The 26,408-nt window shown below is 69.1% G+C and carries 31 protein-coding genes; 10 read left to right on the plus strand and 21 right to left on the minus strand.

Annotation, left to right across the window (positions count from 1 at the left end; genetic code table 11):
* Nucleotides 1–3: 3 nt before the first annotated feature.
* Together ACJ73U_RS35540 and ACJ73U_RS35545 are read right to left on the minus strand one after the other, a co-directional pair.
* Nucleotides 4–1,230 carry an ROK family protein gene (locus ACJ73U_RS35540; RefSeq protein ID WP_407782139.1) on the minus strand — a complete coding sequence of 409 codons (1,227 nt, stop codon included), beginning with the start codon at nucleotides 1,228–1,230 and terminating at the stop codon, nucleotides 4–6.
* Between the two features lie 551 nt (nucleotides 1,231–1,781).
* Nucleotides 1,782–2,897, minus strand: coding sequence for an ROK family protein (locus ACJ73U_RS35545; protein WP_407782172.1), 1,116 nt, complete (start codon nucleotides 2,895–2,897; stop codon nucleotides 1,782–1,784).
* A 265-nt stretch (nucleotides 2,898–3,162) separates the two neighbouring features.
* On the opposite strand from ACJ73U_RS35545, the gene ACJ73U_RS35550 reads away from it, so the two are divergent.
* Nucleotides 3,163–4,488: a D-alanyl-D-alanine carboxypeptidase family protein gene (locus ACJ73U_RS35550; RefSeq protein WP_407782140.1), complete on the plus strand. Its 1,326-nt coding sequence runs from the start codon at nucleotides 3,163–3,165 to the stop codon at nucleotides 4,486–4,488.
* A 30-nt stretch (nucleotides 4,489–4,518) separates the two neighbouring features.
* On the opposite strand, the gene yhjD is transcribed toward ACJ73U_RS35550, so the two are convergent.
* The 4 genes from yhjD to ACJ73U_RS35570 all read right to left on the minus strand — a co-directional run bounded on the left by yhjD (nucleotide 4,519) and on the right by ACJ73U_RS35570 (nucleotide 7,698).
* Complete coding sequence (gene yhjD / locus ACJ73U_RS35555) at nucleotides 4,519–5,532, minus strand: inner membrane protein YhjD (RefSeq protein WP_407782141.1); 1,014 nt, start codon at nucleotides 5,530–5,532, stop codon at nucleotides 4,519–4,521.
* A 36-nt stretch (nucleotides 5,533–5,568) separates the two neighbouring features.
* Nucleotides 5,569–6,588 carry a tryptophan--tRNA ligase gene (gene trpS, locus ACJ73U_RS35560; RefSeq protein ID WP_407782142.1) on the minus strand — a complete coding sequence of 340 codons (1,020 nt, stop codon included), beginning with the start codon at nucleotides 6,586–6,588 and terminating at the stop codon, nucleotides 5,569–5,571.
* Between the two features lie 19 nt (nucleotides 6,589–6,607).
* Nucleotides 6,608–6,859 carry a hypothetical protein gene (locus ACJ73U_RS35565; RefSeq protein WP_407782143.1) on the minus strand — a complete coding sequence of 84 codons (252 nt, stop codon included), beginning with the start codon at nucleotides 6,857–6,859 and terminating at the stop codon, nucleotides 6,608–6,610.
* Between the two features lie 185 nt (nucleotides 6,860–7,044).
* A complete protein-coding gene (locus ACJ73U_RS35570) occupies nucleotides 7,045–7,698 on the minus strand; it encodes an HD domain-containing protein (protein WP_407782144.1) in 654 nt (217 codons plus the stop codon).
* Between the two features lie 45 nt (nucleotides 7,699–7,743).
* Here ACJ73U_RS35570 and ACJ73U_RS35575 point away from each other — a divergent pair, with 45 nt between their 5' ends.
* Complete coding sequence (locus tag ACJ73U_RS35575; RefSeq protein ID WP_407782145.1) at nucleotides 7,744–8,475, plus strand: MBL fold metallo-hydrolase; 732 nt, start codon at nucleotides 7,744–7,746, stop codon at nucleotides 8,473–8,475.
* A gap of 111 nt (nucleotides 8,476–8,586) precedes the next feature.
* Here the strand turns inward: ACJ73U_RS35575 and ACJ73U_RS35580 are convergent, their stop codons facing one another.
* The 4 genes from ACJ73U_RS35580 to ACJ73U_RS35595 form a co-directional block, all read right to left on the minus strand.
* Complete coding sequence (locus ACJ73U_RS35580) at nucleotides 8,587–8,919, minus strand: hypothetical protein (protein WP_407782146.1); 333 nt, start codon at nucleotides 8,917–8,919, stop codon at nucleotides 8,587–8,589.
* A gap of 187 nt (nucleotides 8,920–9,106) precedes the next feature.
* Nucleotides 9,107–10,327 carry an NADP-dependent isocitrate dehydrogenase gene (locus tag ACJ73U_RS35585; RefSeq protein WP_407782147.1) on the minus strand — a complete coding sequence of 407 codons (1,221 nt, stop codon included), beginning with the start codon at nucleotides 10,325–10,327 and terminating at the stop codon, nucleotides 9,107–9,109.
* An 87-nt stretch (nucleotides 10,328–10,414) separates the two neighbouring features.
* Nucleotides 10,415–11,608: a serine hydrolase domain-containing protein gene (locus tag ACJ73U_RS35590; protein ID WP_407782148.1), complete on the minus strand. Its 1,194-nt coding sequence runs from the start codon at nucleotides 11,606–11,608 to the stop codon at nucleotides 10,415–10,417.
* A gap of 174 nt (nucleotides 11,609–11,782) precedes the next feature.
* Nucleotides 11,783–12,340 (minus strand): GNAT family N-acetyltransferase, encoded by a 558-nt coding sequence (locus tag ACJ73U_RS35595; RefSeq protein WP_407782149.1) that lies wholly within the window; start codon nucleotides 12,338–12,340, stop codon nucleotides 11,783–11,785.
* A gap of 61 nt (nucleotides 12,341–12,401) precedes the next feature.
* Here ACJ73U_RS35595 and ACJ73U_RS35600 point away from each other — a divergent pair, with 61 nt between their 5' ends.
* Nucleotides 12,402–12,977: an HhH-GPD-type base excision DNA repair protein gene (locus ACJ73U_RS35600; protein WP_407782150.1), complete on the plus strand. Its 576-nt coding sequence runs from the start codon at nucleotides 12,402–12,404 to the stop codon at nucleotides 12,975–12,977.
* Here the strand turns inward: ACJ73U_RS35600 and ACJ73U_RS35605 are convergent.
* The 4 genes from ACJ73U_RS35605 to ACJ73U_RS35620 all read right to left on the minus strand — a co-directional run bounded on the left by ACJ73U_RS35605 (nucleotide 12,974) and on the right by ACJ73U_RS35620 (nucleotide 16,047).
* Nucleotides 12,974–13,600: a maleylpyruvate isomerase N-terminal domain-containing protein gene (locus ACJ73U_RS35605; protein WP_407782151.1), complete on the minus strand. Its 627-nt coding sequence runs from the start codon at nucleotides 13,598–13,600 to the stop codon at nucleotides 12,974–12,976. The genes ACJ73U_RS35600 and ACJ73U_RS35605 overlap by 4 nt on opposite strands.
* Complete coding sequence (locus ACJ73U_RS35610) at nucleotides 13,600–14,307, minus strand: DUF6882 domain-containing protein (RefSeq protein ID WP_407782152.1); 708 nt, start codon at nucleotides 14,305–14,307, stop codon at nucleotides 13,600–13,602. The genes ACJ73U_RS35605 and ACJ73U_RS35610 overlap by 1 nt, the downstream gene beginning before the upstream one ends.
* 45 nt (nucleotides 14,308–14,352) lie before the next feature.
* The gene (locus ACJ73U_RS35615; protein WP_407782153.1) at nucleotides 14,353–15,216 is read right to left on the minus strand and encodes an SAM-dependent methyltransferase; all 864 of its coding nucleotides are present in this window, start codon (nucleotides 15,214–15,216) and stop codon (nucleotides 14,353–14,355) included.
* Between the two features lie 237 nt (nucleotides 15,217–15,453).
* Nucleotides 15,454–16,047 carry a TetR/AcrR family transcriptional regulator gene (locus tag ACJ73U_RS35620; RefSeq protein ID WP_407782154.1) on the minus strand — a complete coding sequence of 198 codons (594 nt, stop codon included), beginning with the start codon at nucleotides 16,045–16,047 and terminating at the stop codon, nucleotides 15,454–15,456.
* A gap of 78 nt (nucleotides 16,048–16,125) precedes the next feature.
* Between ACJ73U_RS35620 and ACJ73U_RS35625 the strand changes: the two genes are divergently transcribed.
* The 3 genes from ACJ73U_RS35625 to ACJ73U_RS35635 all read left to right on the plus strand — a co-directional run bounded on the left by ACJ73U_RS35625 (nucleotide 16,126) and on the right by ACJ73U_RS35635 (nucleotide 18,889).
* The gene (locus tag ACJ73U_RS35625; RefSeq protein ID WP_407782155.1) at nucleotides 16,126–16,569 is read left to right on the plus strand and encodes a nuclear transport factor 2 family protein; all 444 of its coding nucleotides are present in this window, start codon (nucleotides 16,126–16,128) and stop codon (nucleotides 16,567–16,569) included.
* Between the two features lie 72 nt (nucleotides 16,570–16,641).
* The gene (locus ACJ73U_RS35630) at nucleotides 16,642–17,643 is read left to right on the plus strand and encodes a hypothetical protein (protein ID WP_407782156.1); all 1,002 of its coding nucleotides are present in this window, start codon (nucleotides 16,642–16,644) and stop codon (nucleotides 17,641–17,643) included.
* Between the two features lie 343 nt (nucleotides 17,644–17,986).
* A complete protein-coding gene (locus ACJ73U_RS35635; RefSeq protein WP_407782157.1) occupies nucleotides 17,987–18,889 on the plus strand; it encodes a hypothetical protein in 903 nt (300 codons plus the stop codon).
* Here the strand turns inward: ACJ73U_RS35635 and ACJ73U_RS35640 are convergent.
* Nucleotides 18,880–19,512: a spermidine synthase gene (locus ACJ73U_RS35640; RefSeq protein WP_407782158.1), complete on the minus strand. Its 633-nt coding sequence runs from the start codon at nucleotides 19,510–19,512 to the stop codon at nucleotides 18,880–18,882. The genes ACJ73U_RS35635 and ACJ73U_RS35640 overlap by 10 nt on opposite strands.
* 69 nt (nucleotides 19,513–19,581) lie before the next feature.
* Between ACJ73U_RS35640 and ACJ73U_RS35645 the strand changes: the two genes are divergently transcribed.
* A complete protein-coding gene (locus ACJ73U_RS35645) occupies nucleotides 19,582–19,773 on the plus strand; it encodes a DUF1918 domain-containing protein (protein WP_407782159.1) in 192 nt (63 codons plus the stop codon).
* Between the two features lie 62 nt (nucleotides 19,774–19,835).
* Here ACJ73U_RS35645 and ACJ73U_RS35650 read toward each other — a convergent pair whose 3' ends face one another.
* From ACJ73U_RS35650 to ACJ73U_RS35660, 3 genes are all read right to left on the minus strand, one after another.
* A complete protein-coding gene (locus tag ACJ73U_RS35650; RefSeq protein ID WP_407782160.1) occupies nucleotides 19,836–20,237 on the minus strand; it encodes an SsgA family sporulation/cell division regulator in 402 nt (133 codons plus the stop codon).
* 136 nt (nucleotides 20,238–20,373) lie between these two features.
* Nucleotides 20,374–21,357: a malate dehydrogenase gene (locus ACJ73U_RS35655; RefSeq protein WP_407782161.1), complete on the minus strand. Its 984-nt coding sequence runs from the start codon at nucleotides 21,355–21,357 to the stop codon at nucleotides 20,374–20,376.
* Between the two features lie 102 nt (nucleotides 21,358–21,459).
* Nucleotides 21,460–21,942 (minus strand): hypothetical protein, encoded by a 483-nt coding sequence (locus tag ACJ73U_RS35660; protein ID WP_407782162.1) that lies wholly within the window; start codon nucleotides 21,940–21,942, stop codon nucleotides 21,460–21,462.
* Nucleotides 21,943–22,125: 183 nt separating this feature from the next.
* On the opposite strand from ACJ73U_RS35660, the gene ACJ73U_RS35665 reads away from it, so the two are divergent.
* Together ACJ73U_RS35665 and ACJ73U_RS35670 are read left to right on the plus strand one after the other, a co-directional pair.
* Nucleotides 22,126–22,983 carry a helix-turn-helix domain-containing protein gene (locus tag ACJ73U_RS35665; protein ID WP_407782163.1) on the plus strand — a complete coding sequence of 286 codons (858 nt, stop codon included), beginning with the start codon at nucleotides 22,126–22,128 and terminating at the stop codon, nucleotides 22,981–22,983.
* A 3-nt stretch (nucleotides 22,984–22,986) separates the two neighbouring features.
* Nucleotides 22,987–23,175 (plus strand): DUF397 domain-containing protein, encoded by a 189-nt coding sequence (locus ACJ73U_RS35670; protein WP_407782164.1) that lies wholly within the window; start codon nucleotides 22,987–22,989, stop codon nucleotides 23,173–23,175.
* On the opposite strand, the gene ACJ73U_RS35675 is transcribed toward ACJ73U_RS35670, so the two are convergent.
* The 3 genes from ACJ73U_RS35675 to ACJ73U_RS35685 form a co-directional block, all read right to left on the minus strand.
* On the minus strand, nucleotides 23,106–23,402 hold the full coding sequence (locus ACJ73U_RS35675) for a DUF3017 domain-containing protein (RefSeq protein ID WP_407782165.1): 297 nt from the start codon (nucleotides 23,400–23,402) through the stop codon (nucleotides 23,106–23,108). The two genes, ACJ73U_RS35670 and ACJ73U_RS35675, sit on opposite strands and share 70 nt — an antisense overlap.
* Nucleotides 23,399–24,250: a bifunctional methylenetetrahydrofolate dehydrogenase/methenyltetrahydrofolate cyclohydrolase gene (locus ACJ73U_RS35680; RefSeq protein ID WP_407782166.1), complete on the minus strand. Its 852-nt coding sequence runs from the start codon at nucleotides 24,248–24,250 to the stop codon at nucleotides 23,399–23,401. Before ACJ73U_RS35680 ends, ACJ73U_RS35675 begins: the two co-directional genes overlap by 4 nt.
* A gap of 132 nt (nucleotides 24,251–24,382) precedes the next feature.
* The gene (locus ACJ73U_RS35685; RefSeq protein ID WP_407782167.1) at nucleotides 24,383–25,300 is read right to left on the minus strand and encodes a DMT family transporter; all 918 of its coding nucleotides are present in this window, start codon (nucleotides 25,298–25,300) and stop codon (nucleotides 24,383–24,385) included.
* A gap of 144 nt (nucleotides 25,301–25,444) precedes the next feature.
* On the opposite strand from ACJ73U_RS35685, the gene ACJ73U_RS35690 reads away from it, so the two are divergent.
* Nucleotides 25,445–26,408: hypothetical protein (locus tag ACJ73U_RS35690; RefSeq protein ID WP_407782168.1), on the plus strand; the 964-nt coding region annotated here is incomplete at its 3' end.

Here is a 26,408-nt window from a genome sequence, read left to right on the forward strand (position 1 = left end):
TACTCACGCGGGCGCCTCCTCTTCTTGGGTCTGGACGACGGGGACGACGGTGGGGTCCTCCAGCACCCGGCGCAGCGACGCCAGCGCGCCGCCGGTGGTGGCCGCGGTGAAGCCGAGCCGCGAGCCGACCACCCGGGCGCCGCCGGCGCCCGGTGCGAGGACGTAGGCCACGACCTGGTTGCGGATCGGCTCGACCAGCCACTCGGGCAGCGCGGCGAAGTAGCCGCCGAGCACCACGACGGACGGGTTGAGCAGGTTCACCAGGTACGAGACGCCGACACCCAGCGCGATGGCGATCTGGTGCAACGCGTCGAGCGTGCGCCGGTCGTGTGCTTCCGCCCGGGAGCGGATCATGCGCATGCGCTGGTCGAGGTCGAGTGCGGGGTCGCGGATCGGGTCCTCCGGGTCGGCACAGGCGTGCAGCAGCGCGCCCAGCCCGACCTGGGTCTCCCAGCAGCCGCGGCGGCCGCACGAGCAGTACGGTCCGAGCGGGTCCATCGCCATGTGGCCGATCTCGCCGGCGAACCCGCCGACGCCCCGGATCAGCCGGCCGCCGGCGACTACGCCGCCGCCGATGCCGAAGTCGCCGGTCAGGTAGACGAGGTCGGCGACGTCCATGGTGGCCAGTTCGGCCATCGCGCCGAGGTTCGCGTCGTTGTCGACCACGATCTGGTCCAGCGGCAGGTCCGTGCGGGCGGCGAGGCCGTCGGCGAGCGCGACGTCCCGCCAGCGCAGCCGCGGCGAGAACGTGACGGTGCCGGCGCGCGTGTCGACCAGGCCGGGGACGGAGACGGTGACGCCGATGGCGTTCTTGAGGCCGGTCATCGCGTCGGTCGCGAGGTCGGCGAGCACGTCCAGCGTCCGCTCCGGCCCGGCGTTCGGCACGTCGATGACGGCCTTCCGCCGGAAGAGGACCTCGCCGCCGAGGTCGGTCACGAGCGCGCCGGCGTGCCCGACGTGCACGTCCAGACCCACCCCGCACACCGCGTCCGGCCGCAGGTCGACCAGCTGACCGGGCCGGCCCTGCCCGCCGGCGGAGACCCCGGCGTCGTGCACGAGCCCGCGTGCCTCGAGGTCGGTGACGAGGCTGGAGACGGTGGCCTTGGAGAGCCCGGAACGGACCGCGAGCTGTGCCCTCGAGAGCGCCCCGTGCTCCCGCAGGGTGCGCACGAGCAGCGCGAGGTTCCCTCGGCGCAGACCTGCCTGGTCTGCGGGGCGACTCTGGGCCACCGGTGCTCCACTTCGTTGAGTGCCCGATCGAAGACCGGTGCTCTAACTCACAAAGAAGACTGTCTCAGCGGTACATAGGTCCGCAATAGTCCGATTGGGGCAACCTCCAGCCACTTCTTTCGCCGAAAACCATCAAAAGTGCTGCCACTCCCACACGAAGTACCCCCCACCCCCCGCGTGTCCAACGCCCCGAACCCGCGTGTCCAACGCTCCGAACCCGCGAGTCCAACCGAACGGACCCGCGAGTTCAACAAAACCGAACACGCAGCTGATCCGGTGTGGCCGGGTTTGTTCAACTCGCACGGCACGGACGTTGAACTCGCGAGGTGCGGGCGTCGGACACGCGGGGCACGAGCGTTGAACTCACGCGGCACGAGCGTCGGACACGCGGGGCACGAGCGTTGAACTCACGCGGCACGAGCGTCGGACACGCGGGGCACGAGCGTTGGACACGCGAGGTGCGCACGTTGAACTCACGCGGCACGAGCGTTGAACTCGCGGGAGCGGGGGTTGGACACGCGCGGTGCGGGGGTTGGACACGCGGGGTTGGGTTAGTTCATGGGGGTGAAGGCGCGGTCGGTTGCTGACCATGCGGCGCCGGTGACGCCGGCGATCTCGCCCAGTTCTGAGAGGACTATCGGGAGGTTGCCCGTGGCCAGGGGCAGGGAGCGGCGGTAGACCGAGCTGCGGACCTCGGCCAGCAAGGGGTGGCCGAGGCGGGAGACGCCGCCGCCGATGACTACTATGCCCGGGTTCAGGAAGCTGACCAGCGACGCCACCACGTGCCCGAGGCGGCGGCCGCCCTCGCGGACGAGGTTGGCCGCGGCGAAGTCGCCGGCCGTCGCGGCCTCGCCGACGTCCATGGCGGACAGCCGGCCGCGCTCGGCCAGTTTCTCGGCGAGCATGGTGGAGCGACCGGAACGGGCCAGGGTCAGCGCGTCCCGGGCCAGCGCCGAGCCGCCGAAGTAGGCCTCCAGGCAGCCGACCTCCCCGCACGCGCACGCGGGGCCGTAGTCGTCGAGGCGGATGTGCCCGATGTCGCCGGCCGTGCCCGCGACCCCCCGGTACACCTTGCCGCCGAGGACGATGCCGCACCCGATGCCGGTGCCGACCTTCACGAAGATGAGGTCGTCGAGCGAACGCGCGACACCCGCGTGCCGCTCGCCGAGCGCCATGACGTTGACATCGTTGTCGACGGTGACCGGGCAGTCCCACTTGCCGGCCAGCTCGTCACGCACGGGGTACCGGTCCCAGCCGGGCATGATCGGCGGCGCGACGGGCATGCCGTCGCGGAAGCTCACCGGGCCGGGCAGGCCGATGCCGGCGCCCATCAGCCGGCCGGGCACCTTCTCCAGCACGCGCGCGGCCAGGTCGACGACCCGGCCGAGGACAGGCGTGGGGCCCAGCCGGACCTCGCATTCCACGCTCTCGATGGCCAGCACCTCGCAGCGTCCGTCGGTGACGGCCACGTTGATCGAGGTCGCGCCCACGTCGGCGGCGATGAACCGCAGGTCGTCGGCCAGGTGCACGAGCGTCGACCGCCGCCCACCGCGGCTGGCGGCGGGCCCGCCGATCTCCACCAGGCCGGTGTCGATGAGCCTCGTCAGCTCACCGGTGAGCTTGGCGCGCGGCAGGTCGAGCCGCTCCCCGAGCGCGACGCGCGACATCGGTCCTTCGTCACGCAGCAGCGCGAGCAACCGCGACTGCTGCCGCGAGGACACCTTCACCTGCTGGCCGGTGCTCGGCGCGTTCACATGTCCAATCTAACCCTCGAACGGGTACTCCCGTCCTAGACTGCGCGCCGCCACGTCTCGACTGCCTGATCGAGTTCACCCGAAAGGAGGTTTGCGAGCGCTCGCTAGCAAAGCCCTTTTCCCCCGGTTTCGAGAGGGTCACGGTTTAGACATGACTGAGAAGTCCTAGGCTGACATCGTGCGCCTTGCAGCCACCAGGTTCGTGCCGGCCTTCATCCTGACGCTGTGCGCCCTGGTCATCTCCGCAATTGTCGCCGCTCCGGGCGCCGTTGCCGCGCGCAACGCACGTCACGGGCAGCCGACCACCGAGAACAAGGACTCCGCGCGGGCGGCGTGCCAGCACCAGCCGGTTCCGCCGCCGCCGATCGACACGTCGGAGGAGCCGCCACCAGGCAGTCCCAGCCCCGAACCACTCCCTGTACCCAAGGACCCGGTCGGTGGGGCTCGGATGGGTGAATGCGGCATCGTCCAGCCCGACGGCAGCGCGCCGCCGCCCGCTGTGACCGCCGCCACATGGGTCGTGTCCGACCTGGACTCCGGCGACGTGCTCGCCGCCAAGGACCCGCACACCCGCGAGCGCCCGGCGTCGCTGATCAAGGTCCTGCTGTCCATCGTTGTCATCCGCGAGCTGCGTCCGGACCAGGTCATCACGGGCACGCAGGAGGACGCGAACCAGGAGGGCACGAAGGTCGGCCTCGGGCCGGGCGGCCAGTACACGGTGGACCAGCTGCTGCACGTACTGGTCATGCGCTCCGGCAACGACGCGGCGCACGCGCTGGCCCGCGCGCTCGGCGGCGTGGACGCGGCCGTCGACAAGATGAACGCGCTGGCCAAGGAGCTGGGCGCCCTCGACACCCGCGCCGCGACCCCGTCCGGCCTGGACGGTCCGGGCATGACGACGTCGGCCTACGACCAGAGCCTGATCTTCCGGGCCGCGATGAAGCACGAGGAGTTCGCGGCCGCGGCGAAGACCCAGAAGGTCGACTTCCCCGGCTACGCCGGCCGGCCGGGCTTCCAGGTCAACAACGACAACCAGCTGCTCCGCCAGTACGACGGCTTCCTGGGCGGCAAGACGGGCTTCACCGACGACGCCCGTCACACCTACGTGGGTGCGGCGGAGCGCAACGGCCGGCGCCTCGCGGTGGTCCTGCTCCGCGGCGAGCGGAACGACAACAAGCCCCTGGCCAGCCAGGGCGCGCTGCTGCTGGACTACGGCTTCAGCCTGGCCGAGTCGAAGGCCAAGCCGGTGGGTGAGCTGGTCAGCAAGTCCCCCGAGGCCCAGCCCAAGGGCACGAAGCAGCAGCAGACCAACGCGGTGAGCGAGCCGGTGAAGGGCGGCAGCACGTCCACGCGGGCGTCGTCGGCGGCCTCGGACCGGTCGGCCTTCGGCAACGTCGGCCTGCCGCTGGTCATCCTGGCGCTCATCGCGATCGCGGTCGCCGTCGGGCTGTGGCTGCGCCGCCGCCGGGACCGCATCGCGCGGGCCAACCGCACGGCCTCCTGAGGTCTGCCGTCCCGCGGGATGGCAGACCCGTCAGGGCTTCCTGCGCCTGCCCCACAACAGCCCCAGCAGGGCTCCCGCGCCGACCAGCCCGGCCGCACCGCTCGCGGTCGGCCCCCTGCGGACGATCATCCGCGGCCTGATCACCGCGGGCGGCGGCGGTTCGGGCAGCTCGACGACGTTCTCCCGCGCGGTGGCCGTCCAGGCCGTGATGAACAGCAGGAACCGCGACACGAAGTTGGCGAACAGCAGCAGACCGATGATGGGGCCGAAGAGCTGTCCGGAGGGCGAGTCCGACACGGTCGCCAGGTAGACCGCGAAGACCTGCTTCAGCAACTCGAAGCCGACGGACGCGGCGGCGGCGCCGCGGATCGCCGACTTCGCGCTGACCTTCTCCCGGGGCAACCGCGACAGCACCCACAGGAAGACCAACCAGTTGGCGATCAGCGACAGCACGATGGTGCCCACGCGGAACAGGAACAGCGCCCACGCGTCGTCGTCGAGCCCCATCCAGCGGAGCAGCAGGTCGCCGAGGCCGCTCCCGGCCGCGGAGAGTCCGAACGAGACCGCCAGCGCGAGCCCCAGCCCGAACAACGCCAGCAGGTCCTTGACGGCGGTGGACAGGAAGGGGCGTTGTTTGTGCTCCAACCCCCACTGCGCGGTCAACGCGTCCCGCAGGTTCGACATCCACCCGAGGCCGGAGTACAACGCGGCCAACAAACCGATGATGCCCACGGTTCCGCGTGACTTGATCGCCTCGTCGACCACGTCGTTGATGGTCTTGGCGAGCCCGGCGGGGACGGCCTCGGTGATTCCGTTTTTCATTTCCGCCAGGAGGGCGGCGTTGCCGACCAGCACGAACCCGGCGACGGCGAACGCGATCATCAACAATGGGAACAGGGAAAGCACGCTGAAATACGTGATCGCGGCGGCGTAATGGTTGCCGTAACGCTCGCTGAACGCCTCCTGCGCGCGCATGAGGTGGTCAAGCCACGGCCGCTCCCGCCGCTGCCGCGCCAGGAACGATTCTTTTTTGTCCGCCGCCACAGCTGAACGTTAGCCGCGCCGGACCTGCACCGCACGTTATGCCGGCGCGAGGAACCCCAGCTTGTCGTAGGCCCGCGCCAGCGTCCGCGACGCGACCTCGCGCGCCTGCTCCGCACCCCGCGACAGGACCTTGTCCAGCTCGGCCGCATCGTCCAGATAGGACCTGACCCGCTGCTGCACCGGCGTCAGGAACTCGACGAGCGCCTCGGCGACGTCCTTCTTCAGGTCGCCGTAGCCCTTGCCCGCGTAGTCCTCCTGCAGCTGGGTGGTGGTCCGGTCGGTGAACGCCGAGAGGATCACCAGCAGGTTGGACACGCCGGGCTTGCGCTCGGGGTCGTAGACGATGTCCCGCTCGTTGTCGGTGACCGCGGACCGGATCTTCTTGGCCGACACCTTCGGGTCGTCCAGCAGGTCGACGATGCCGGCCGGCGAGGACGACGACTTGCTCATCTTCGAACCCGGGTCCTGCAGGTCGTAGATCTTGGCGGCGTCCTTGAGGATGTACGGCTCGGGCAGCACGAAGGTGCGGCCGAAGCGGGAGTTGAAGCGCTGCGCGAGGTCGCGGGTCAGCTCCAGGTGCTGGCGCTGGTCCTCGCCGACGGGCACGTGGTTGGCCTGGTAGCAGAGGATGTCCGCGGCCTGCAGCGACGGGTAGCCGAACAGGCCGAGCGTGATCCGGTCCTGCGCCTGCTTGGCCGACTTGTCCTTGAACTGCGTCATCCGGCTGGCCTCGCCGAAGCCGGTGAGGCACTGCATCACCCAGCCGAGCTGCGCGTGCTCCGGGACGTGGCTCTGCACGAACAGGGTGGCGCGCTCGGGGTCGATGCCCAGCGCCAGCAGCTGCGCGGCGGAGACCCTGGTGCGTTTGCGCAGCAGCTTGGGGTCGTGCTCGACAGTGATGGCGTGCAGGTCGACCACGCAGTAGAACGTCTCGTGCGTCTCCTGCAGCGCGACCCACTGGCGCACCGCGCCCAGGTAGTTGCCGAGGTGGAAGGAGTCGGCCGTCGGCTGGATCCCGGAGAGGACGCGGGGGCGACGTTCCTGCGTTTCCGTCACGCGGCGATTCTGCCAGAGGTCAGACGGCGGCCTTGTCCTGCTGGGTCTTCTGAGTCTGGTGCACCTGCTGGACCTGCTGGGCGGCGAGGACTCCGCGGCGGTGGTGCCGCAGCAGGCCGGTCACGAGCCCGCCGAGCCCGACGACGATCGCGGCCACGCCAACGGGGCCGATGGGGAACTGCATGTTCGACGCGGCGACACCGTCCGCCGTGCTCGCACTCGCCGCGACTGCTCCGGCCACCAGGGCGACCGGCACCAGGGTCAGGACCACACTCAGCCGAAATAACCTGGCGACCGCCAAGGCAACTCGGTTGCGCACTGGTGCGCCTCCTGCGCTCGACACCATCGGGTGACCCCCGTTTAGAGGGCTACCGGTCGGGGAACTCCACCGTCCGTGCTGGTGGCTTAGCCCAATCGGTACGTGGCGGGAGAGTAGTCCTCCCGCTGTGCCCGCGATCACGCGGGGCCGGCGGCACTCTGCTGACCAGGAACAACCCACCCGTTCCGGGTCGCGTCGTCGATCAGGGTCGCCATCGCCCCACCCAGCGCCGCGGACGCCTCGCCGATGTGCGCCGTCCGGGTACGCACCGTGTCGGCGGTCACACCCGGCGTGCGCCACGTGCCGCCGCCGGCCATCCAGTTGAGCAGGTTGGGCTCCAGCCGGTCGACGGCCTTGGCGAAACGGGCCTCGGGGGTGACGCGGGCCTCGAACTCGTCCCAGAGCGAGCGGAACTCGCGGGCCTGGTCGTCGGGCAGCAACCCGAAGAGGCGTTCGGCGGCCTCGGCCTCCCGCTGGGCCTGGCTGACCCGCAGCGCGTCGTCGTACAGGGGCGTGTCCCCGGCATAGATCTCGACCAGGTCATGCACGACCACGAGCTTGATCGTGTGCCCGACGTCGATGGGCTCGTCGGCGTACTCGGCGAGGACCGGCACCATGAGCGCGAGGTGCCAGGAGTGCTCGGCGTCGTTCTCCCGCCGCTCGACCGCCGCCAACGTCGACGCCCGCAACACCGTCTTGAGCCGATCCACCTCGATCAGGAACGCCAACTGCTGCCCGAGCCGCCCCCCGATGGGCAGCGGCCGGCGCTCGACAAGCAAAGGTTCGTCCACGCGGGCGACCCTGTCACACGGCGGCGGCGGTTAGGCTGTCCGGTCGTGAAGATCACCGTCCTGGGCAGCTGCGCGGCCTGGCCGGAGCCGGGGCGGGCGTGCGCCGGTTTCCTGGTGGAACACGCGGGCTTCCGCCTGGTGCTGGACCTGGGCTTCGCCACTCTGCCCCGCCTGCTCACCCACTCCCCGAACGGCGCCGTGGACGCCGTGGTGATCACCCATGCGCACAGTGATCACTGCGTCGACCTGAACGGGTTACTCCGAGTGCGCCACTACGGAGAGCGTTCGTTCCCACCGATCCCGCTGCTGTGCCCGCCGGAGGTGGTGTCCCTTGTCGATGCGATGGAGCCGTCGCCTCGGCTGACGGAGCTTTTCGAGGTGGTCGACCTGCCGGGGACGCACAAGGTTGGCCCGTTCGAGGTGCTCGGGGTCGAGCTGCCGCATCACGTGCGGAACGTGGGCGTCCGGCTCACGACGTCCCGGACCGTTGCCTATACGGGTGACACCGGCCCGTCACCGGAACTCGCCTCACTGGGCCGGCGGGCGGACCTCTACATCATGGACGCCACGCTCCAGCAGCTCCCACTGGAAGGCCCGCGGAACCTGCTGACGGCGGCGGAGGCCGGCCAGTGGGCCACCGAGGCCCAGGCCCGACGGTTGATGTTGACGCACTTCTGGCCGGGCAGCGACCGTGGCGTGTCACTGCGGCAGGCCGGCGAGCACTTCGCCGGGGAACTGCTGGCCGCGGAGGAAGGCCTGGTCATCGACCTGGACTAGCCGACCAGTCGCGGCACTCCGCCAGCGTCCGTGCCGCACACCCCCGGCACCGCCCGTAACCCCTCCGGCCCCCGCCGCTCAGCTGTGGACAACTCCGTCAGCTGTGGATGACTAGCACTTGGTGGCGTCCAGCGGGCGGATGTACTGCACCGACACCCAGTGGCCCTCGCTGAGTTTGCGGAAGCCGTTCTGGATCTCCTTGCTCGCGTCGGACTGCTCGTCCTTCGCCAGTTCGTCGACCACGTTCGCCGGGTCCACGACCGGGGCGGAGCGGACTCGGACGCCGTCCTCGGTCGAGGCCACGCGGCAGGTCAGCGTCGTGGTCTCACTGGAGGTCGGGTTCTGCTGTGCCTGTTGGTCCTTGCCCTGCACGTACAGCACCCCCACGGCCGCGAGCAGCGCGACCGTGACCACCGTTCGCTTGCCGGTCAACTTCACCTTCACCGGTATCGCTCCTCAGGCAGCGCACGACGATTTCTCCTGTCAGGTATAGCTCAGGCGCATGGAGAATCGAAAGAGTCTGGGCCTAAAACACTCTCGGGTAGCAACGAGGGGAGGGCGAACATTACGCTCCGTACAGAAAATGCCGCGCCCCACATAAGCGTGCGGACGCGGCATTTGTCAATTCGAATCAGGCAGATGCCATCCTGTTCTGGAGGTTCTCGTCAAGTGTCGCGAGGAACTCCTCGGTGGTCTGCCATTCCTGGTCCTTGCCGATGAGCATGGCCAGGTCCTTGGTCATCTTGCCGCTCTCGACGGTTTCGATGATCACCCGCTCGAGCGTCTCCGCGAAGCCCACGACCTCCGGTGTGCCGTCCTGCTTGCCCCGCGCCTCGAGGCCGCGGGTCCACGCGAAGATCGACGCGATCGGGTTGGTCGACGTCGGCTTGCCCTGCTGGTGCTGGCGGAAGTGCCTGGTCACGGTGCCGTGGGCGGCCTCGGCCTCGACCTTGCCATCCGGCGTCATAAGGACGGATGTCATCAGACCGAGTGAACCGTAACCCTGGGCGACGGTGTCGGACTGGACGTCGCCGTCATAGTTCTTGCACGCCCAGACGTAGCCGCCCTCCCACTTGAGCGCGGCGGCGACCATGTCGTCGATGAGCCGGTGCTCGTAGGTCAGGCCGGCGGCGTCGAAGTCGGCCTTGAACTCCGCGTCGAAGATCTCCTGGAACACGTCCTTGAACATGCCGTCGTAGGCCTTGAGAATCGTGTTCTTGGTCGACATGTAGACCGGGAACTTGCGCTCCAGGCCGTACCGCAGCGACGAGCGCGCGAAATCCTCGATGGACTTGCGGTAGTTGTACATCGACATCGCGACGCCGCCGCCCTCCGGGTACTGGGCGACCTCGAACTCCATCGGCTCGCCGCCGTCCGCGGGGGTGTAGGTGATCGTCAGCGTGCCGGGGCCGGGCACCTTGAAGTCGGTGGCCTTGTACTGGTCGCCGTGGGCGTGACGGCCGATGATGATCGGCTTGGTCCAGCCGGGCACGAGCCGCGGGATGTTCGAGATGACGATCGGCTCGCGGAAGATCACGCCGCCGAGGATGTTGCGGATCGTGCCGTTCGGGCTCCGCCACATCTTCTTCAGGCCGAACTCCTCCACGCGGGCCTCGTCCGGGGTGATCGTGGCGCACTTCACACCGACGCCGTGCTTGGCGATGGCGTTGGCGGCGTCGACGGTCACCTGGTCGTCGGTCGCGTCGCGGTGCTCGATACCCAGGTCGTAGTACTCAAGGTTGACGTCCAGGTACGGGTGGATCAGCTTGTCCTTGATGAACTGCCAGATGATGCGGGTCATCTCGTCGCCGTCGAGCTCGACGACCGTCCCCTGGACCTTGATCTTGGCCATGTGCCGGGATGCTCCTCTCGCGTCTTCATTGCGCGCGTGCGTCTGTGGTAGCCCGCCCAAACAGTACACGCGTACGGGTTGTCCCGCTCAGGCGAGCCCCGACACCGCCGCGATGATCTTCTGGGTCACCAGCGGCTGCTCGCTGCCACCCATGTGCAGGGTGTTGACCGAGTACACGACGCGCCGGGTGAGGTCGCGCGAGGCGGCCATGCCGTCGTTGTAGCCGGGGCGGTCGCCGGTCTTGCCCCAGAACTCGAGGTCCGCGACCTGGAACCGCGCGAGGCCGTGACCGAGGTAGGCGGGCTGGGGCTCGGCGTTGGCGTCTGGGTCGTAGAGGTTCACCTTCGGGACGTCGAACAGCAGCGCCGTCTCCTTCGCGGGCAGCAGGCGGCCGGACATGAGCGCGGTGAGGAACCGGTCGAGGTCGGGGGCGTTGGAGATCATCTCGGCGGCGGACCACTGGTAGGTCGGGTTGGCGTCGGTGACGTCCACATAGGACCCGTCGGCTCGCAGCTCGTACCCGTGGGCGTGCGGGCCGTGGATCTTGGTGTCGGTCCCCGGGACGGTGGTGGCCGTCAGGTGCAGGGGCCGGATGATGCCGTCGCGGATCACGTCGCCGTAGGGCCGGCCGGTGACCTTCTCGATGACCGCGCCGAGGACCAGGTAGTCGATGTTCGCGTAGTTCTGCCGCGTGCCCGGCGGGAACAGCAGGGGCTTGAGCGTGCCGTCGTCGGTGTGGAAGGAGACGTCGAGCAGCTGGCGCGGGGTCCAGGTGTCGAAGCGGTGCACGAGGAACCAGCTGGGGTCCTTGTGGGGGATGTCCGAGGAGGGGAGGCCGGAGGTGTAGGTGAGGAGCTGGTCGATGGTGATCGGCGCGTACTCGGCGGGGAGGAGGTCGGGCGCGTAGGACCGCACGGTCCGGTGGAGGTCGAGCTTGCCCTTGGCGACGAGCTGGAGTGCGGCGGTGGCGGTGAACGACTTGGTCATGCTGCCGATGCGGAACCTGCCGTCGATCGGCACCTTCTGTCCCGTGTGGATGTTCGCCACGCCGGAAGTGCCCTGCCAGCAGCTACTTCCGTCGCGGACCTGGAGAAGCGCGCCGCTCGCCTCGTCGTTGGGCAACCCGGCGATGGCGGCGGCGAGCTTGGCCGGGTCGAGCGGCGGCGGCTGGGCGGCGGACTGGGTTTCCGCGGACCGGGTTTCCGCGACGGCCGGCGCGAAGGCGGGGGCGGCGCCGAACGTGAGCACGGTGGCGGTCAACAGGGTGATGGTCTTTCGCATGGTTCACAGCCTGCTGGCCGGAGCGTGCGCTGCCATCGGGGCGAACCCCGGTTCCGCCTCAGGGTTTGGCCTCCGGCCCCCGATTCCATTGTCCCACGCGGTACCGACAGATCCGGGGTTGTGGACGGGTCGCCTGTGGACGGGCCGAAACCGTCGGAGCCTGCCTGCCCGGCTTCAGCGCGCGGCCCACTCCTCGGCCAGCATCGCGAACACGACCTCGTCGGTCCACTCGCCCTTCACGAACTCGTTCTTCACGAAGTGGGCCTCCTTGCGTAGGCCCAGGCGGGTCATCAGGCCTGTCGAGGCGTCGTTGCGGGCGTCGGCGCGGCCGATGATCCTGTGGAGGTTCAGCTGTTCGAAGCCCAGCCGCAGCACCTCCGTCGCGGACTCGCGGGCGTAGCCCTTGCCGTGGTGGCGCGGGTCGAACACGAAGCCGAACTCGCCCGTTCTGTCCCACTGGGACAGCCACGCCAGGTTCACGTCGCCGAGCAGTGCACCGGTCTCCTGGTGCTCCACCGCCAGGACCAGCACGTCCCCCTCCTTCTCGAGGGTCGGGTGCTCGATCCGGTACCTCAGCGACGCCTTCGTCTGTTCGCGGTCGCGCGGGGGCCACATCAGGTAGCGGGCCACCTCGGGCAGTTGCTGGTACGCGTGCACCGCGTCGAGGTCGGCCTCGGTGAACGGGCGGAGGAGCAGGCGGTCGGTCTTGATCGGATAGTCAGGTCGGAGCACGTCGCCACGCTAGCCCACCTGCGTGGGTCGCGCGGCGGGAAGCGCGTGCCATGATGGCGCCATGGCGATCTGGCTGACCACGGACTCCGAGGCCAACGAGCTGCTCGACCGCGAGCCGCTGGCCCTGCTCATCGGCATGCTGCTGGACCAGCAGATCACGATCGAGACCGCGTTCGCCGGGCCGCGCAAGATCCTCGACCGGGTCGGCTCGCTCGACGCGCGCACGATCGCCGAGTACGACCCGGAGAAGTTCGCCGCGTTGTGTTCGACGCCGCCGGCCATCCACCGCTTCCCCGGTTCGATGGCCAAGCGGGTCCAGGCGCTGTGCCAGGGCCTGGTCGAGGAGTACGGCGCCGACGCGGCCGCGGTGTGGACGGCCGGCAACCCGTCGGGCGCCGAGGTGCTCAAGCGGCTCAAGGCGCTGCCCGGCTTCGGCGACGTGAAGGCGAAGATCTTCCTCGCCCTGCTCGGCAAGCAGCGCGGCCTGACGGCGAAGGGCTGGCGGCAGGCCGCCGGCGAGTTCGCGAAGAAGGGCTCGCACCTGTCCGTCGCGGACATCACCGACGAGGCCAGCCTGCAGGAAGTCCGCGCCTACAAGAAGCAGATGAAGGCCGCCGCCAAGGCCGCGAAGGCCTAGCCGGTCAGCGGGAAGCGGGCGGCCAGCTCGCCGAGTTCCTCGCGGTCGTCGTCGGTGAGGGGAACGCGGCCGGTGCCCTTCAACGCGTAGGTGAGGTCGTCCCAGGGGACCGTGCTGCCCAGGAGGCCGTCGAGGACGTGGCGCACCGGCGCCAGGTCGGGCACCGGGCTGCCCGGCAGGTCGACGGTCATGTCCAGGTAGTGGACCAACGCCTCGAACTCCAGCGTGGCCACGAAGTGCTGGGTGCGCAGGACGTGGCCCTGGGTCGTGACCAGGTCGAACGGGCAGGCGCGGGCGGCACGCACGGCCGCGCCGGCGGTGTCCCGCCACTCCCGGCCGAGCGCGCCGTCGGAGTAGGCGGACGCGACGATCCGGACGTGCCGGGCGTGCCGCGCGTAACCGTCACCGCCGGGCTGGAACGCCTGCCAGTAGGTGACTTCGTCGACGTCCGGCTCGCCGTCGGCGGGGCTCGCGAAGGTCACGAGTGCCCGGCGCGCGTCGAGCAGCAGGTGGTAGAGGACGTCCCCGACCGTCCAGCCGGCGCAGCGGCTGTTCCGCTGCAGCTCGGCCGGGCCGAGCGTGCTGATGGTGTCACTGACCAGTGTGTAGACGGAGTCGAGCATCACTGGTGGCTGCCGCCCATGTTGGCGGTCATCGCGGTGACCAGGTTCTGTCCGTTGAACTGCACCGTCACCGAGAAGCCCGGGCCGCTGAGGTACAGCTGCGGTCCGTGGTGCTGTGCGGTGAGCCCCCGGTTCACGGCGTACGAGTGGAACGCGCGGCGGTGGTCGTACAGGCGCAGGTCGACCAGGCTCTGCTGCAGCACGCGCGTCACCCGCGGGCCCTCCGGCGCGGGCAGGACGAACTCCGGGTGCTCGATCAGGAACCCGGCCCGCGTCCCGCCGCCGACGGGCCCCTGGTAGCCGGTCCATCGCTGGGACACGGCCTTCGCGGCCTCCATCATCAGCGACGTGACGTGGGCGGGGTCGGTCGGGGCGCCCGGCAGCGCGTCGAACGGGACCTCCGGGTTGGACAGTTCGGGGATGTCGTGGCGCTCGCCGAACTCGCGGACGAACTTGGCCAGCTCCAGCAGGTCCTCGCGGTAGCCGAACGGGTTGGCCCACGACCACAGCCAGGACTTCGGGCCGGGGGCCGCGCTGCCGAGCAGGTGCACCTTGGTGCAGGTCAGCGGGTGCTCACCGGTGAACGAGAACCTGGGCTCGGCCAGGTCGGTCTCCCAGGAGTGTTCGCCGATCGTCTCGGACAGGTGGAGCTGGTGTTCGAACGACAGCAGCGCGGCGTCGTCCTGGAGGTCGAGAAAGGTTGGCACGGGCGGGACGCTACCTTCCCGCCCCGACAGTCACCGTCGCCACGGTCATCCGATCGGCTTGCGGGCCACCACCGCGGCGCTGCACTCCTCGACCTGGCTCAACGGGCGCAGAAGCGGGCCGTCCGGCCACCAGAGGTCCGACAGCACGATGTCCGGTTCCAGGCCGGGCCCCGGCGGGATGATCTCCAGGCCGGGGATGAACTTCATCAGCTCCGCCTTCGTCCGGAAGCGGCCGGAACCCATGGGGCTGTGGATGAACACGTCCTCCATCCGCGTGGCGAGCGCCTGGTGCTCCGGGGTCTCCGGGTTGTAGAAGTGCGAGATGGCGACGAAGCTGCCGGGCGCCAGCGCCTCGATGTACTCCCGCATCAGCTCGCCGCCGTTGTCGGCCGTGTAGTGGTGCAACGTACCCACCTGCAGCAGCGCGATCGGCTCGTCGAAGTTGAGGTGCCTGCACACCTCCGGGTTCTGCAACACTTGCTGCGGCTGGAAAATATCCGCCGAGACGAAGTTCGTGTAGTCGTTCTCCTCCAGCAACGCGTTGCCGTGCGCGATGACCACGGGGTCGTTGTCGACGTACACGACCCGCGCCTCCGGGGCGATGCGTTGCGCGACCTGGTGGGTGTTCTCCGCCGTCGGCAGGCCGGAGCCGCAGTCGAGGAACTGGCGGATGCCGCCCTGGTCGACCAGGAACCGCACGGCGCGGATCAGGAAGTTCCGGTTCGACCACGCCAGGTCCTGCGCCTCGGGCGCGACCTTCTTGACGCGCTCGAACACCTCTCGGTCGATCGCGTAGTTGTCCTTGCCACCGAGGAACGCGTCGTAGACCCGCGCGATACTCGCTCGGGTCGGGTCCACTCCAACCGGGACCCTGCTCGGCGCCTCGTACTGGGACGCGGCCTTCGTCATGACGACCTCACAGACGCAGTCTGAGTTGAAAACCAGTCAAGCGTAGCGAGGCGTACGGGCCGGGAAAACGCGGCCGATGATCTTTGAAAATGCGCGTGCATCTGCACCTGCGCAGGTCGGGAAGCCTGACTGACCATGGGCTTTGCCTTGTGGGCCAGGCAGAACGTCACCCTGTTGGACTAGCAACAACACCCGACTGAATTACCGGCGGACACCCGAATGCGATGAAGGCGTCCTTCAGCGCATCGGCAGCCGGCCTGCCGGGGTCAGGCCGTCGAAGACGATGGCGAGCATGCGCGCTCGTACCTCCTCGTCGAGGTGGGCCTGCGCGGCGGCACGGGAGGTGGCGACCAGCAGGGCGTAGACCTCGGGCAGCTCGGCGTCGTCGCGGACGGCGCCGGTCTGTTGGGCCCGCCGCAGCAGGGCGCCGAACGCTCGGCGCAGACCGAGGGATGCCGTGGCGGCGTCTCCGTCGGTGTCCCCGGCCAGGTCCTGCAGTGCCTCGCCGATGGCGATCTTGGTTGCCGCGTCGGCGACGAGGTGGCTGAAGAAGTCGAAGAACGCCGTCCCCGCGTCCGCCACGTCGAGCAGCGCCTCGGCGTGCTCGCGCAGGCGGTCGAACCGCCGGACGAGGACGGCCTCCACCAGCGCCGCCTTGGTCGGGAAGTGGCGGAAGACGGTCGCGATGCCGACCCCGGCCAGGCGCGCCACCTCCTCGGTCGACGCGGATCTGCCGCCCCTGCCGAAGACTTCCTCGGCGACGTCGAGGATGCGCCCACGGTTCGTTCGCGCGTCGACGCGCTGGGCACGTCCGGTCTCTCGCTCGCTCATCCCTTTGACATCCGAAGTCGGGACTCCATATATTCGGAGTCTGGACTTCGGATCGTACTCCACCGACAGGAGAACCCCATGCCCCTCAGCCCGCGGGAGGTCTTCCTCGCGCTCGTCAACGGTGTCGCGGACGGGCGCTGGGAGGAACTGCCCGACCTGTACGCGGCGGAGACCGACGTCGTGCACCCGTTCGACCCGCTCCGCGGCCCCGCGCTGCGCAGCCGTGCCGAGCTCCGGGAGCACTTCAGGCCGACCGGCACCGGCCCGCGCCTGGACCGTCGCCCGGCCAACATCACCATCCACGAGACGACCGACCCCGAGGTCATCGTCGCCGAGTTCGAGTACCGGGGAACGGTCGTCGAGACCGGCGAGTCCTTCGCGCAGCCGGGCATCTTCGTGCTCCGCGTGCGCGACGGGGAGATCGTCAGCTCCCGCGACTACTTCGACCACGTCACCGGCGCCGCGGTCCGTGGCCAGCTCGAATCCCTTGTCGCGGCGGTGAAAGCCCGCCGGTCCGCTTGATCCCTCCTGCGAGGGACCAGGTTCGCTCGCGTGCGTGACGACCTCGGCCGCCCGCGCCCCTAGCTTCGCGGCATGAGGAAATTCATCCACGTCACCGCGGTCGCACTGGCCGTCGCGGGCGTGTTCACCGGCACCGCGTCCGCCCAGGGAGCCCAACCGCGGGACGGCACACGGGCCCTGCTGTCCGCGTTCGACAACCACCGCATCGTGGCGTTGGGGAACCCCTCCGTCGGCACCTTCGCCCTCGACCTGATCGCGAGTCCCCGGTTCCCGGACAAGGCCGACGACATCGTCGTGGAGTGCGGCAACGCCTTCTACCAACCGGTTCTGGACCGCTACATCGCCGGCGAGGACGTGCCGATCGCCGACGTACGCCACGTCTGGCGCGACACCGCCCAGCCGTACTGCGGCTTCTCCTCCTTCTACGAGACGCTCTTTCCCCTGGTGCGCAGGATCAACGAGAAGCTGCCGGCCGCGAAGAAGCTGCGGGTGCTCGCGGGCGAACCGCCCCTCGACTGGCGCACGGTGACCGGGCCGCAGGACCTCGAACAGGACCGCGACGGGCACATCGCCGCGGTGGTGGAGCACGAGGTGCTCGCCAAGCACCGCAGGGCGTTGATGGTGTACGGGTGGCGCCACCTCGCGCACGGCCAGGGCTCCAACGCCGTGTCGAGGATCGAGCGGGACTACCCGGGCGCGGCCTACGTCGTGGTCTACCACCGCCGGTTCGAGCGGGACAACGACCGCCTGGAGGCACGGATGGCGTCCTGGCCGGTTCCGTCGCTCCTGCCGTTCCAGGGCACCTGGCTGGGCGCCCTCGACGCGAGCTACTTCCCCGACATGGAGGAGGTCCCGCCCGGGCAGCACGGCATGCCGGGCATCGACGCCTACCTCTACGTCGGCCGCCGGGACGTGCTGCTGGCCGATCCCGTCTCGCGCTCCGTCCTGGACCAGGACTACCTGGCCGAGGTCGACCGGCGCGCGGATCTGCTGGGCAAACCGGCGGACGCCCCCACCCGCCCAGCCGCAATCCTGCGGGACGCGCGGGAGTCGAGCGTGCTCTTCTACAACTGAGCCAGGAACACCAGGTCCGCTCGCCGCAGGCGTGGCGCGATTCATCCCGAATGTGTCATGGCCAAGGACCAGCTCGACCTCTCTGCGGCGACTGGGCCTTTGCGCTGCTTTCCACTCGCACAGCCTGCATAGCGACCTTGAGGTCGTCACGACCACCTCGGGCGTAGATCTTCCACAGAAAAGCGTACGCAAGCATCTGCCTACCTAGCGACATCGACACGACGGCCACTGCGATCCAACCCATCGGCTCCTCCAACACTGTGACAGTTCCATATCTCAGGGTCGCAGGTAGATAGCTAAATCTCCACAAGACAGGCCGACGAAAACGATGTAACTTCTAACTATGTCAATCGATGGTTCCGGCACCCGAGACGATCTGATCGCCGACGCGCGGGCAGCAGGCCACGAAGTCACCGTGCGGATGATCACGGATTGGGTGGCTCGTGGCCTGCTGGATCAGCCGACCAGACAACCCAAAGGCCGTGGGCACGGCTCGAACAAGGGCCTCTACTCGCAGAATCAGCGCCGCTTGTTCATTACTCTGTTGGGGAAACGACCGTCCAACCACTTGCGCAGTCTTGCTCGCGTTCCTCTGTATCTGTGGCTCTACTGGGGCGATGACTATGTGCCAACGCGCCAGGCGATACGTGCCTTCGACACCTGGCTCGGCGACTTTCGCGTCAGCAAGGAGGCGGCGAAGCAAGCAGCTCAGCAACTCCTGGGGCGAGTTGACCATCCAGATGCCACGTCAACGGCACGTCGCGCCCTGTTGAAGGTGCTCGCCGACATCGCATACCACGGTCGCATCGATGAGGAGGCACTTAGCAAGGCAGCAGAGGCTGTCTTCGAACCCGAACATAGGTTGATCAAGCGCGCCGTCGGGCCGGTGGCCGCCCCCCTCACGACCGACAATGTCGTAAACCTTCTCAGCGTTCGCCTACAGGCCGCCCAACACTTTCGCGATGGTTTCGTGACCGAAGACCATCTTGAGCAGGCCAGGTCGTTGATCCTCGAAACACGGGCGGACTACCTGGTGGAACTTCCAGGCATGGCGTCCCAGGTCCCGGACCAACTGGTCGGCGCGTTTCAACACCCCTCAGACGAGATGAAGGCTTTGAACTGCGGCACTGATCTCCTGACCATGCTCGGCATCCAGTTGAGGATCAACTCTGGGCGACGACAAGAGCATGTGACCGAGTTCAACATCGCTTCCACGGTCCACTACCGCACCTTGCCTCACAACTGAGCCAGGAACACCAGGTCCGGCTCGCCGCGTGGGACGGGGATCGCCAGGGTTTGCACCGGGCCGAAGCGTTCGGTCAGCGCGGCCACGAACGCCGGGGCCGTGCCCGCGCTCCACACCGCCAGCACGCCGCCCGGTACGAGCGCGCGGCCGAGCATGTCCAGGCCGGCCGGGCCGTACAGCGCCGCGTTGCCGTCGTCGACCGTCCACTCCGGACCGTTGTCGATGTCCAGGCACAGTGCGGAGAACCGGCCGGCGCCGGGGAGCCACGTGAGCAGGTCGTCGCGCACCACGTGGACGCGGGGGTCCGCCAGGAGGCCCGCGTTGCCGAGGTACGCCGAGTTCCACTCGACTACCGCGGGTTCGCGTTCCACCACCACGACCTCGTCGACCGACGGGTGCGTGAGCGCCTCCCGCAGTGAGAAGCCGACGCCGAGCCCACCGACGAGCAGCCGGCCGGTGGGCATCCGGTCGGCGGCGGCGCGGACCATCAGCCGCTCGGACTCGCCGTTGCGGGTGTCCATCAGGAAGACGCCGTTGGCGATGATTTCGTACTGGTCGTCGGCCTGGCGCAGCACGAGTTCGCCGCACACACCGTCAACACGCGCAAGGACCTGCGGGATCACCCCAACAGACTAGAATCGGCGGGGCAATCCAGCCCTACCCTGGGGTGTGCTTTGGGAGGGAGTTGCACTATGCAGGCGACAGTCGGCGACCGCCTTCAGGTCCACGGTCGCATCGTGGGGAACCCCGACCGGTTGGCCGAGATCATCGAGGTGCGTGGTGCGGACGGCGGGCCGCCCTACCTGGTGCGCTACCCCGACGGTCACGAAGGGCTCGTGTTCCCGGGACCTGACTGCGTGGTCGTGAAGGACGGAACGTCATAGCGGACGCGGCACGGTAGGCGGCGCCCCACCGCGCGCCGCCTACCGGTACTGACCGCGCCCGGTCAGACCCTGGTGAGTTCGGCGATGAGTGCGTCGACGTCGAAGTGCTCGTCCTCGCGGCCGAGCGGGATGATCTCCTCGGTGGCGTCCAGGAACTCCGCGACGGCCTCGTGATCCAGCTCCAGCAGGGCGTAGCCCTCCGGCGACTCGATCTCGCAGGCCAGCATGCGCAGCCCACGCTCCTCGATGGGACGAAAGCGGACGTCGCCGACGCCGGCGGGGTCGTTCAGCCCCGCCACGAGCAGCTCGCGGGAGAACACCCACTCAACCCAGCGGTCCCGGTCCGTCTGGAACGCGGCCGTCACGGTGAACGGCTCGTCAGCACGGTAGGACCAGCGCGAACGAACAGGCGTGGTGCCGTCGTACAACGCGACGAGCTCCGCATGAATAGCTTCGGTGGTCATCTCTGGCCCCCTCCTCGGTCTCGACTGTGTCGGTCGAGGGTGAGATGCGGGAGGGGGCCGGATCTGACGACCAGCGCGGCAGGTTCATACCATCAGGTATGACCGCTACCACACGGCTAACGGCTGACCTGGGGATCTAGATAAGACCGAGCTGCTGCACGGCGTCGCGCTCCTCGGCCAGCTCCTTGACCGACGCGTCGATGCGCTCGCGGGAGAAGGCGTCGATCTCCAGGCCCTGGATGATCTCCCAGGTGCCGTTCGCGGTGCGCACGGGGAACGACGAGATCAGGCCCTCCGGCACGCCGTACGAACCGTCGGAGACGACCGCCATCGACGTCCAGTCGGTGCCGTGCACCCAGTCGTGGACGTGGTCGATGGCGGCGTTGGCGGCCGAGGCGGCCGACGACGCGCCGCGGGCCTCGATGATCGCGGCACCCCGCTTGGCGACGGTCGGGATGAACGTGCCCTTCAGCCACTCGTCGTCGTTCACGGCCGCGGCGGCGGACTGCCCGTCGACCTCCGCGTGGAACAGGTCGGGGTACTGCGTGGCGGAGTGGTTGCCCCAGATGGTCAACTTCGTGATGTCGGTCACGGCGATGCCCAGCTTCTGCGCCAGCTGCGAGAGCGCCCGGTTGTGGTCGAGGCGCGTCATCGCGGTGAAGCGGTCGGCCGGCACGTCCGGCGCGTGCGCCTTGGCGATCAGCGCGTTGGTGTTGGCGGGGTTGCCGACCACGAGGACCTTGACGTCGTCCGCCGCGCCGGCGTTGATGGCCTCACCCTGCGGCTTGAAGATGCCGCCGTTCGCTTCGAGCAGGTCGCCGCGCTCCATGCCCTTGGTACGCGGGCGGGCGCCGACGAGCAGGGCCACGTTGACGCCGTCGAAGGCGCGCTTCGGGTCGTCGGTGATGTCGATGCCGTTGAGCAGCGGGAAGGCGCAGTCGTCCAGCTCCATCGCCGTGCCCTCGGCGGCCTTCAGCGCCGGCGGGATCTCCAGCAGCGACAGCCGGACGGGCGTGTCGGGCCCGAGCAGCTGCCCGGAAGCGATGCGGAACAGCAGTGCGTAACCGATCTGGCCGGCGGCACCAGTGACGGTGACCTTGACGGCAGCCTTGCTTGCCACGGGGAAGAGCCTCCCGACTGAGAAGAGAATTCGGTGTCCGGAGGCTATCAAGCTGCGCCGACAGCGGCTTGGCCTGTGAGCAGGGAGTCAGTGCGGCCTGGGTTACACCCACTCGCCCGTCGACTGCCAGAGGCTCCGGTGCGTGCGGACCTCGATGTCGTCGGGCAGCCAGTTCGGCCGGAACGCGTGCTCGTTGACCCGCCGGTCGCCCTTGAGCGCGTCGAGCAGCCACGGGAGCCGCTTTCCCCGCACGAGCAGGACCGTCTCCGAGTACAGCTTGTCCTCCTTGTAGCCGAGGACGTCCAGGCGGTAGCGGACCAGCCCCCACTTCCGCAGCAGCGACAGGACACCCCCGGCCGCCGCCCACGCCAGCAGTTCGAGGACGGTCAGTGGCAGCAACAACACGGCCAGCAACGACTTGTAGACGAACGCGACCAGCTCGCCCTCGGCATCGAGGCTCGACTGTCCGTCGCGGCTCGGGTCGCGGGGCCACTGCCGGTGCCGGTAGCGGCCCAGAGCCCAGGCGAACAGCCGGAACACCCGCCGCCACGGCGCGAGGCGTCGGACGACGGTCCACTCCCGCATTCGGAACCCCCAGTATGAAACGTTCCACGCATTGTGCAACGCATCGGTCCACACGCGACGATTTTGCCATTGAGTCAAGGGAGCAGCCCTTCGGGTGGACTTGGTTCTCGCGGGTGTCGGACGGCTGGTTCTCGCTGGTCAACGCGCGATGATGAGGTTCGGAACACGCGAGGGAGATCGAGTATGACCATGATGCTGCAGCGGCCGGATTCCACTGTTCGGATCGAAGTGCTCGGCGAGGAGCTGCGCCGGTTGCGGGAGGCCTGCGGCCTGAAGCTGACGGAGGTCGTGGCCCGCATCGGGATCAGCGAGTCCTACCTTTCCCGGATAGAGAACGGGAGGCGGGTGCCCAACCCCGAGGATGTCGCGGCCCTGCTGGTCGTCTACGGCGTGACGGGCGAGCGACGCCTCGACCTGCTCACCTTGGCGAAGAGGGCGGGCCAACCCGGCCTCTGGCAACGGGAAGGCTCCTTCGAGTCACGCTTCGCCACTCTGAAGATCCTCGAATCGCGGGCAACTTCTCTCGTCAGCTTCGAACCATTGATGATTCCGGGGCTGTTGCAGACGATGCCCTACGCGCGGGCGAGCTTGCAGAAGACTCTCATGCTGGATGATCGAGAAGGACTCGATCAGCGCGTCATTGGGCGGATTCAGAGGCAGGGAGTGCTGCGCAAAGTCGATGCGCCGCGGCTGGTGGCGCTCCTCGGCGAGCCAGCCTTGCGCTGCCCGATCGGCGGCAGAGAGGTGTTGCGTGCCCAGCTTCGCTACCTCGTCGAGGTATCGGAACGGCCCAACGTGAGCCTGCAGATAGTGCCGACCTCGGTCGGCGGTCATCCCGGCCTCGTCGGCAGCTTCATGAGGATGAGCTTCGCCGACCGATCCAGCGTGGTGGTCCTGGAGAACCAGACCTCAAGCCTTTACCTCGAGGACCACAGTGATGTCGCTCCCTACGATCGGGCCGTGAAGACGCTGCTCACCATGGCGATCAGCGAGGAGGACTCAGTAAGGTTCGTGGCTGAGATGGCCGCAACCTTGGAGTGAACCTTGATCTGGAAGAAGAGCAGCTTCACCGCGCAGGAGAACTGCGTTGAGTTGGCTCATCTTGGTAGTGCGATCGCTGTGCGGGACTCGAAGGATCCGAGTGGCCCCGTCCTCACCTTCCCTCAGTTGCCCAGTGGGCCGCCTTCGATCGTCATGGCGACGAAGATCATGCACGCGCCGAACGCCGAGTAGGTCAACACGTCCACGCCCCGGCCGCGGATCATGATCAACCCGGCCTGGTCGTCGCGTAGCAACGCCCTCAGCGCCGCGGCCAGGAACAGGGCCACGCCGATGAGCACGGTGCCCTGCCGCCAGTGGTAGAGCACGATCCGCAGCAACCCGAACGCCACCACCGCCAGCACCATGCCGAACGGCAGGTGCGCGAGTACCGGGTGCCTGCGGCGGTGCGGGGTGGTCACGCCGCCTGCCGTTCCGCCGCCGTGACCGTGTTGGTGAGCAGCATCGCCACCGTCATCGGCCCCACGCCGCCGGGGATCGGGGCCAGCCAGCCCGCGACCTCACGCACCCCTGGGTGGACGTCGCCGACGAGGCCCTGGTCGGTGCGGGTGATGCCGACGTCCAGGACCGCGGCACCCGGCTTGACCATGTCCGGGGTGATCAGGGCGGGGTTGCCGGCGGCCGCCACGACGATGTCCGCGCGGCGGACCTCCGCGGCCAGGTCCTTCGTGCCGGTGTGGCAGAGCGTCACCGTGGCGTTCTCCGACCGGCGCGTGAGCAGCAGGCCCAGCGGGCGGCCGACCGTCACGCCACGGCCGACGACCGTCACGCTCGCGCCGGCGATGGGCACGTCGTACCGCCGGAGCAGCTCGACGATGCCCAGCGGCGTGCAGGGCAGCGGGCCCGCCTCGCCGAGGACGAGCCTGCCGAGGTTCATGGGGTGCAGGCCGTCCGAGTCCTTGCCGGGGTCGACGCGCTCCAGGGCCAGGCCCGCGTCGAGGTGGCCGGGCAGCGGGAGCTGGATGAGGTAGCCCGTGCAGGCCGGGTCGTCGTTCAGCTCGTCGATGACCGCGTGGAGGTCGGCCTGGGTGATGTCGGCCGGGAGGTCGCGGCGGATGGAGTTGATGCCCACCTTGGCGCACGCGTTGTGCTTGCCGCGGACGTACGAGTGCGAGCCCGGGTCGTCGCCGACCAGCACCGTGCCCAGCCCGGGCACGATGCCGCGCTCGGCCAGCGCCTTCACGCGCAGGCGCAGGTCGTCGAAAATCTCGGCTCGGGTGGCCTTGCCGTCCAGGATCGTCGCGGTCACGGACCCATCCTCTCACCGGCCACCGACAGCGCCCACCGACCACTCTCCGACCGCACTCCGACCAGTCTCGCCAGCCACTCTCACCGACCGCTCTCAGCGACCGCTCTCAGCGACCGCTCTCAGCGACCGCTCTCAGCGACCGCGGACGCGGATGGCGGCGATGCCGACGGCGACCATCGTCAGGCCGATGCCGACCAGGGTCGTGGCCGACGGGCCGCCGGCCGCGGGCACGAACACGTCCAGCAGGACCGCGCCGACGAGCTGACCCGCGACGGACGCCATGCCCAGCAGGAGCACGCCCGTCACCCGTACGGCTGCCACGGCCGTCATGATCGTGACGATTCCCAGTGGTCCACCGACGTACAGCCACCACTGACCGGGTGGTGTTGCCGGCCAGCCGCGGATGATCACGTCCACGACCGCCGCGAGGAGCAGCGCACAGGTCCCGACCAGGAAGTTCACCACGGTGGGCATCACGACGTCGGCGGCCGCGTCGCGTACCCGGCCGTTCATGGCGCCCTGCCAGGCGAGGCCGCATCCCGCTACCGCGGGTAGCACGGCCCACCAAAGTCCACCCGAAGCGGCGACGGCGCCCTGGTCAGAGACCGAAATAATCACCGCGATCACGGCGAGTGACGCACCGATGGCTCTGGGCAGTGTGATGGGTTGCGGTCCGCCCGGCCCGAGTCCGGCGCGGTCGACGGGCAGGCTGGACACGACCTGACCGGCCACGGTCGCGACCGTGAACACCGCCACACCGAGGAACGACACGGTGATTCCCTGGGTAGTAACCAGGAACGCACCGCACGCGCCGCCGAGCATCTGCCAGGGGCGCAATGCCCTATCACGCAGGGCTTTGCGCAAACGGCCGAAACCGGCGCGCGTGTTTGGCAGGATCGGTGCGGCGACGAGGAGCAGGACGGACCCGACCGAGAAGGAGATCAACGCGGCGAGGAGGCCGTCGTGCAGTTGGTGGCCGAGCTGGCCGTTGATGCGACCCTGCACGGCGAGCGCGACCCCACCGAGTGCGGCGAGGGCTGACCCCGCCACACGGAGTCGGGTCGGCGGATGATGTGCTGACACGGCGGTGCTCACGCCTCGCCATCCTCGCTCACGTGGCCTCCACTGGCACAGGAGGGCCAGGCTAGAGAAGCAGGCTGTGACGCCGACCGAAGGACAAGGGAAGATGTCACCGTGGCACAACCGACCCAGCTAACCCCGACTGAGCAGGACGCCCTGGTCAAGCAGATCGGGCTGGCGATGCTGCGCATCGCTCCGGAGGACTGGGAGCAGCTCACCGTCGACTACCGCGCTGTCGGCCGCTACGCCGAGTCGACCGGCAAGGTCACCTTCACCGACGGCTCGTCCGAGCCGTGGGAGATGCCGGCCGACCTGAGGGGACTGTTCGCACGCCTGCGTGCCGGCATGTACCGGGAGGGGCGCGGGACCTGGTTCAACGCCCGCTACCGCCTCGACCACCCGTCCAGTTACAACCTGGAGTACGACCGGGAGGAGCCCGGCTGGGACCTGCAGCCGCCTCCGCAGGCGTACCCGGACGACCTGCGGATGTTCCCGCGCTCGGACGACAACGTGCCGGAGTGGCTGCGCCGCCGGCTCGCGTCCGCGCCGGCCGGGCCGCCGCCGGGCGGCCCTGGGCCCGGTCCTGGGCTTGGCGCTGGTCCTGCGGGTGGCCCCGGCGCCGGTCCCGCTGGTCCTCCCGGGGGTCCGGGTGGGCTTGGTGGTCCTGGTGGGCCTGGCGGTCTTGCCGGCGGGCCTGGTGGTCCCGGTGGTCCTGCTGGTGGTCCTGGTGGGCCGCCGACGCCGCGGTTCCGCGTGGCGCGGATCTTCGACGGTCCCGGTGAGGACGGGCGCCCCTCGGTCAACCGGCCGCCGGTCGACGAGATGGACTACCAGGAGCTGCTCGACTACCTGGACGGCGCGCCGCTCGTCGGTCCGGCGCGCGGCTACGACGTGGACCGGCTGGACCCGAACGGCCAGCAGTCGGTGCCCGTCGCGTTCCACACGGACGGCACGTGGATCTGGCCGGCCGCGGTCAACTACTACTTCCGCGAGCACGAGATCGCGCCGGAGCCCGAGCTGGTCGAGCACATCCGGCGGATGCGGTTCAAGCTGGTGCCGGTCGACGAGCAGACGCGCG

Origin of the sequence: Actinophytocola sp. (assembly GCF_045807065.1) — a bacterium.
Lineage (GTDB): Bacteria > Actinomycetota > Actinomycetes > Mycobacteriales > Pseudonocardiaceae > Actinophytocola.

Excerpts from the sequence above, each read along its gene's own strand:
- ACJ73U_RS35665 (WP_407782163.1), top strand. The coding sequence starts at position 22,126 with ATGACCATGATGCTGCAGCGGCCGGATTCCACTGTTCGGATCGAAGTG.
- ACJ73U_RS35650 (WP_407782160.1), bottom strand. The coding sequence starts at position 20,237 with ATGACCACCGAAGCTATTCATGCGGAGCTCGTCGCGTTGTACGACGGC.
- ACJ73U_RS35545 (WP_407782172.1), bottom strand. The coding sequence starts at position 2,897 with ATGTCGCGCGTCGCGCTCGGGGAGCGGCTCGACCTGCCGCGCGCCAAG.
- ACJ73U_RS35605 (WP_407782151.1), bottom strand. The coding sequence starts at position 13,600 with ATGCTCGACTCCGTCTACACACTGGTCAGTGACACCATCAGCACGCTC.
- ACJ73U_RS35620 (WP_407782154.1), bottom strand. The coding sequence starts at position 16,047 with ATGAGCGAGCGAGAGACCGGACGTGCCCAGCGCGTCGACGCGCGAACG.
- ACJ73U_RS35615 (WP_407782153.1), bottom strand. The coding sequence starts at position 15,216 with ATGACGAAGGCCGCGTCCCAGTACGAGGCGCCGAGCAGGGTCCCGGTT.
- ACJ73U_RS35660 (WP_407782162.1), bottom strand. The coding sequence starts at position 21,942 with ATGCGGGAGTGGACCGTCGTCCGACGCCTCGCGCCGTGGCGGCGGGTG.
- ACJ73U_RS35600 (WP_407782150.1), top strand. The coding sequence starts at position 12,402 with ATGGCGATCTGGCTGACCACGGACTCCGAGGCCAACGAGCTGCTCGAC.
- ACJ73U_RS35645 (WP_407782159.1), top strand. The coding sequence starts at position 19,582 with ATGCAGGCGACAGTCGGCGACCGCCTTCAGGTCCACGGTCGCATCGTG.
- ACJ73U_RS35590 (WP_407782148.1), bottom strand. The coding sequence starts at position 11,608 with ATGCGAAAGACCATCACCCTGTTGACCGCCACCGTGCTCACGTTCGGC.
- ACJ73U_RS35630 (WP_407782156.1), top strand. The coding sequence starts at position 16,642 with ATGAGGAAATTCATCCACGTCACCGCGGTCGCACTGGCCGTCGCGGGC.
- ACJ73U_RS35585 (WP_407782147.1), bottom strand. The coding sequence starts at position 10,327 with ATGGCCAAGATCAAGGTCCAGGGGACGGTCGTCGAGCTCGACGGCGAC.
- ACJ73U_RS35635 (WP_407782157.1), top strand. The coding sequence starts at position 17,987 with ATGTCAATCGATGGTTCCGGCACCCGAGACGATCTGATCGCCGACGCG.
- ACJ73U_RS35625 (WP_407782155.1), top strand. The coding sequence starts at position 16,126 with ATGCCCCTCAGCCCGCGGGAGGTCTTCCTCGCGCTCGTCAACGGTGTC.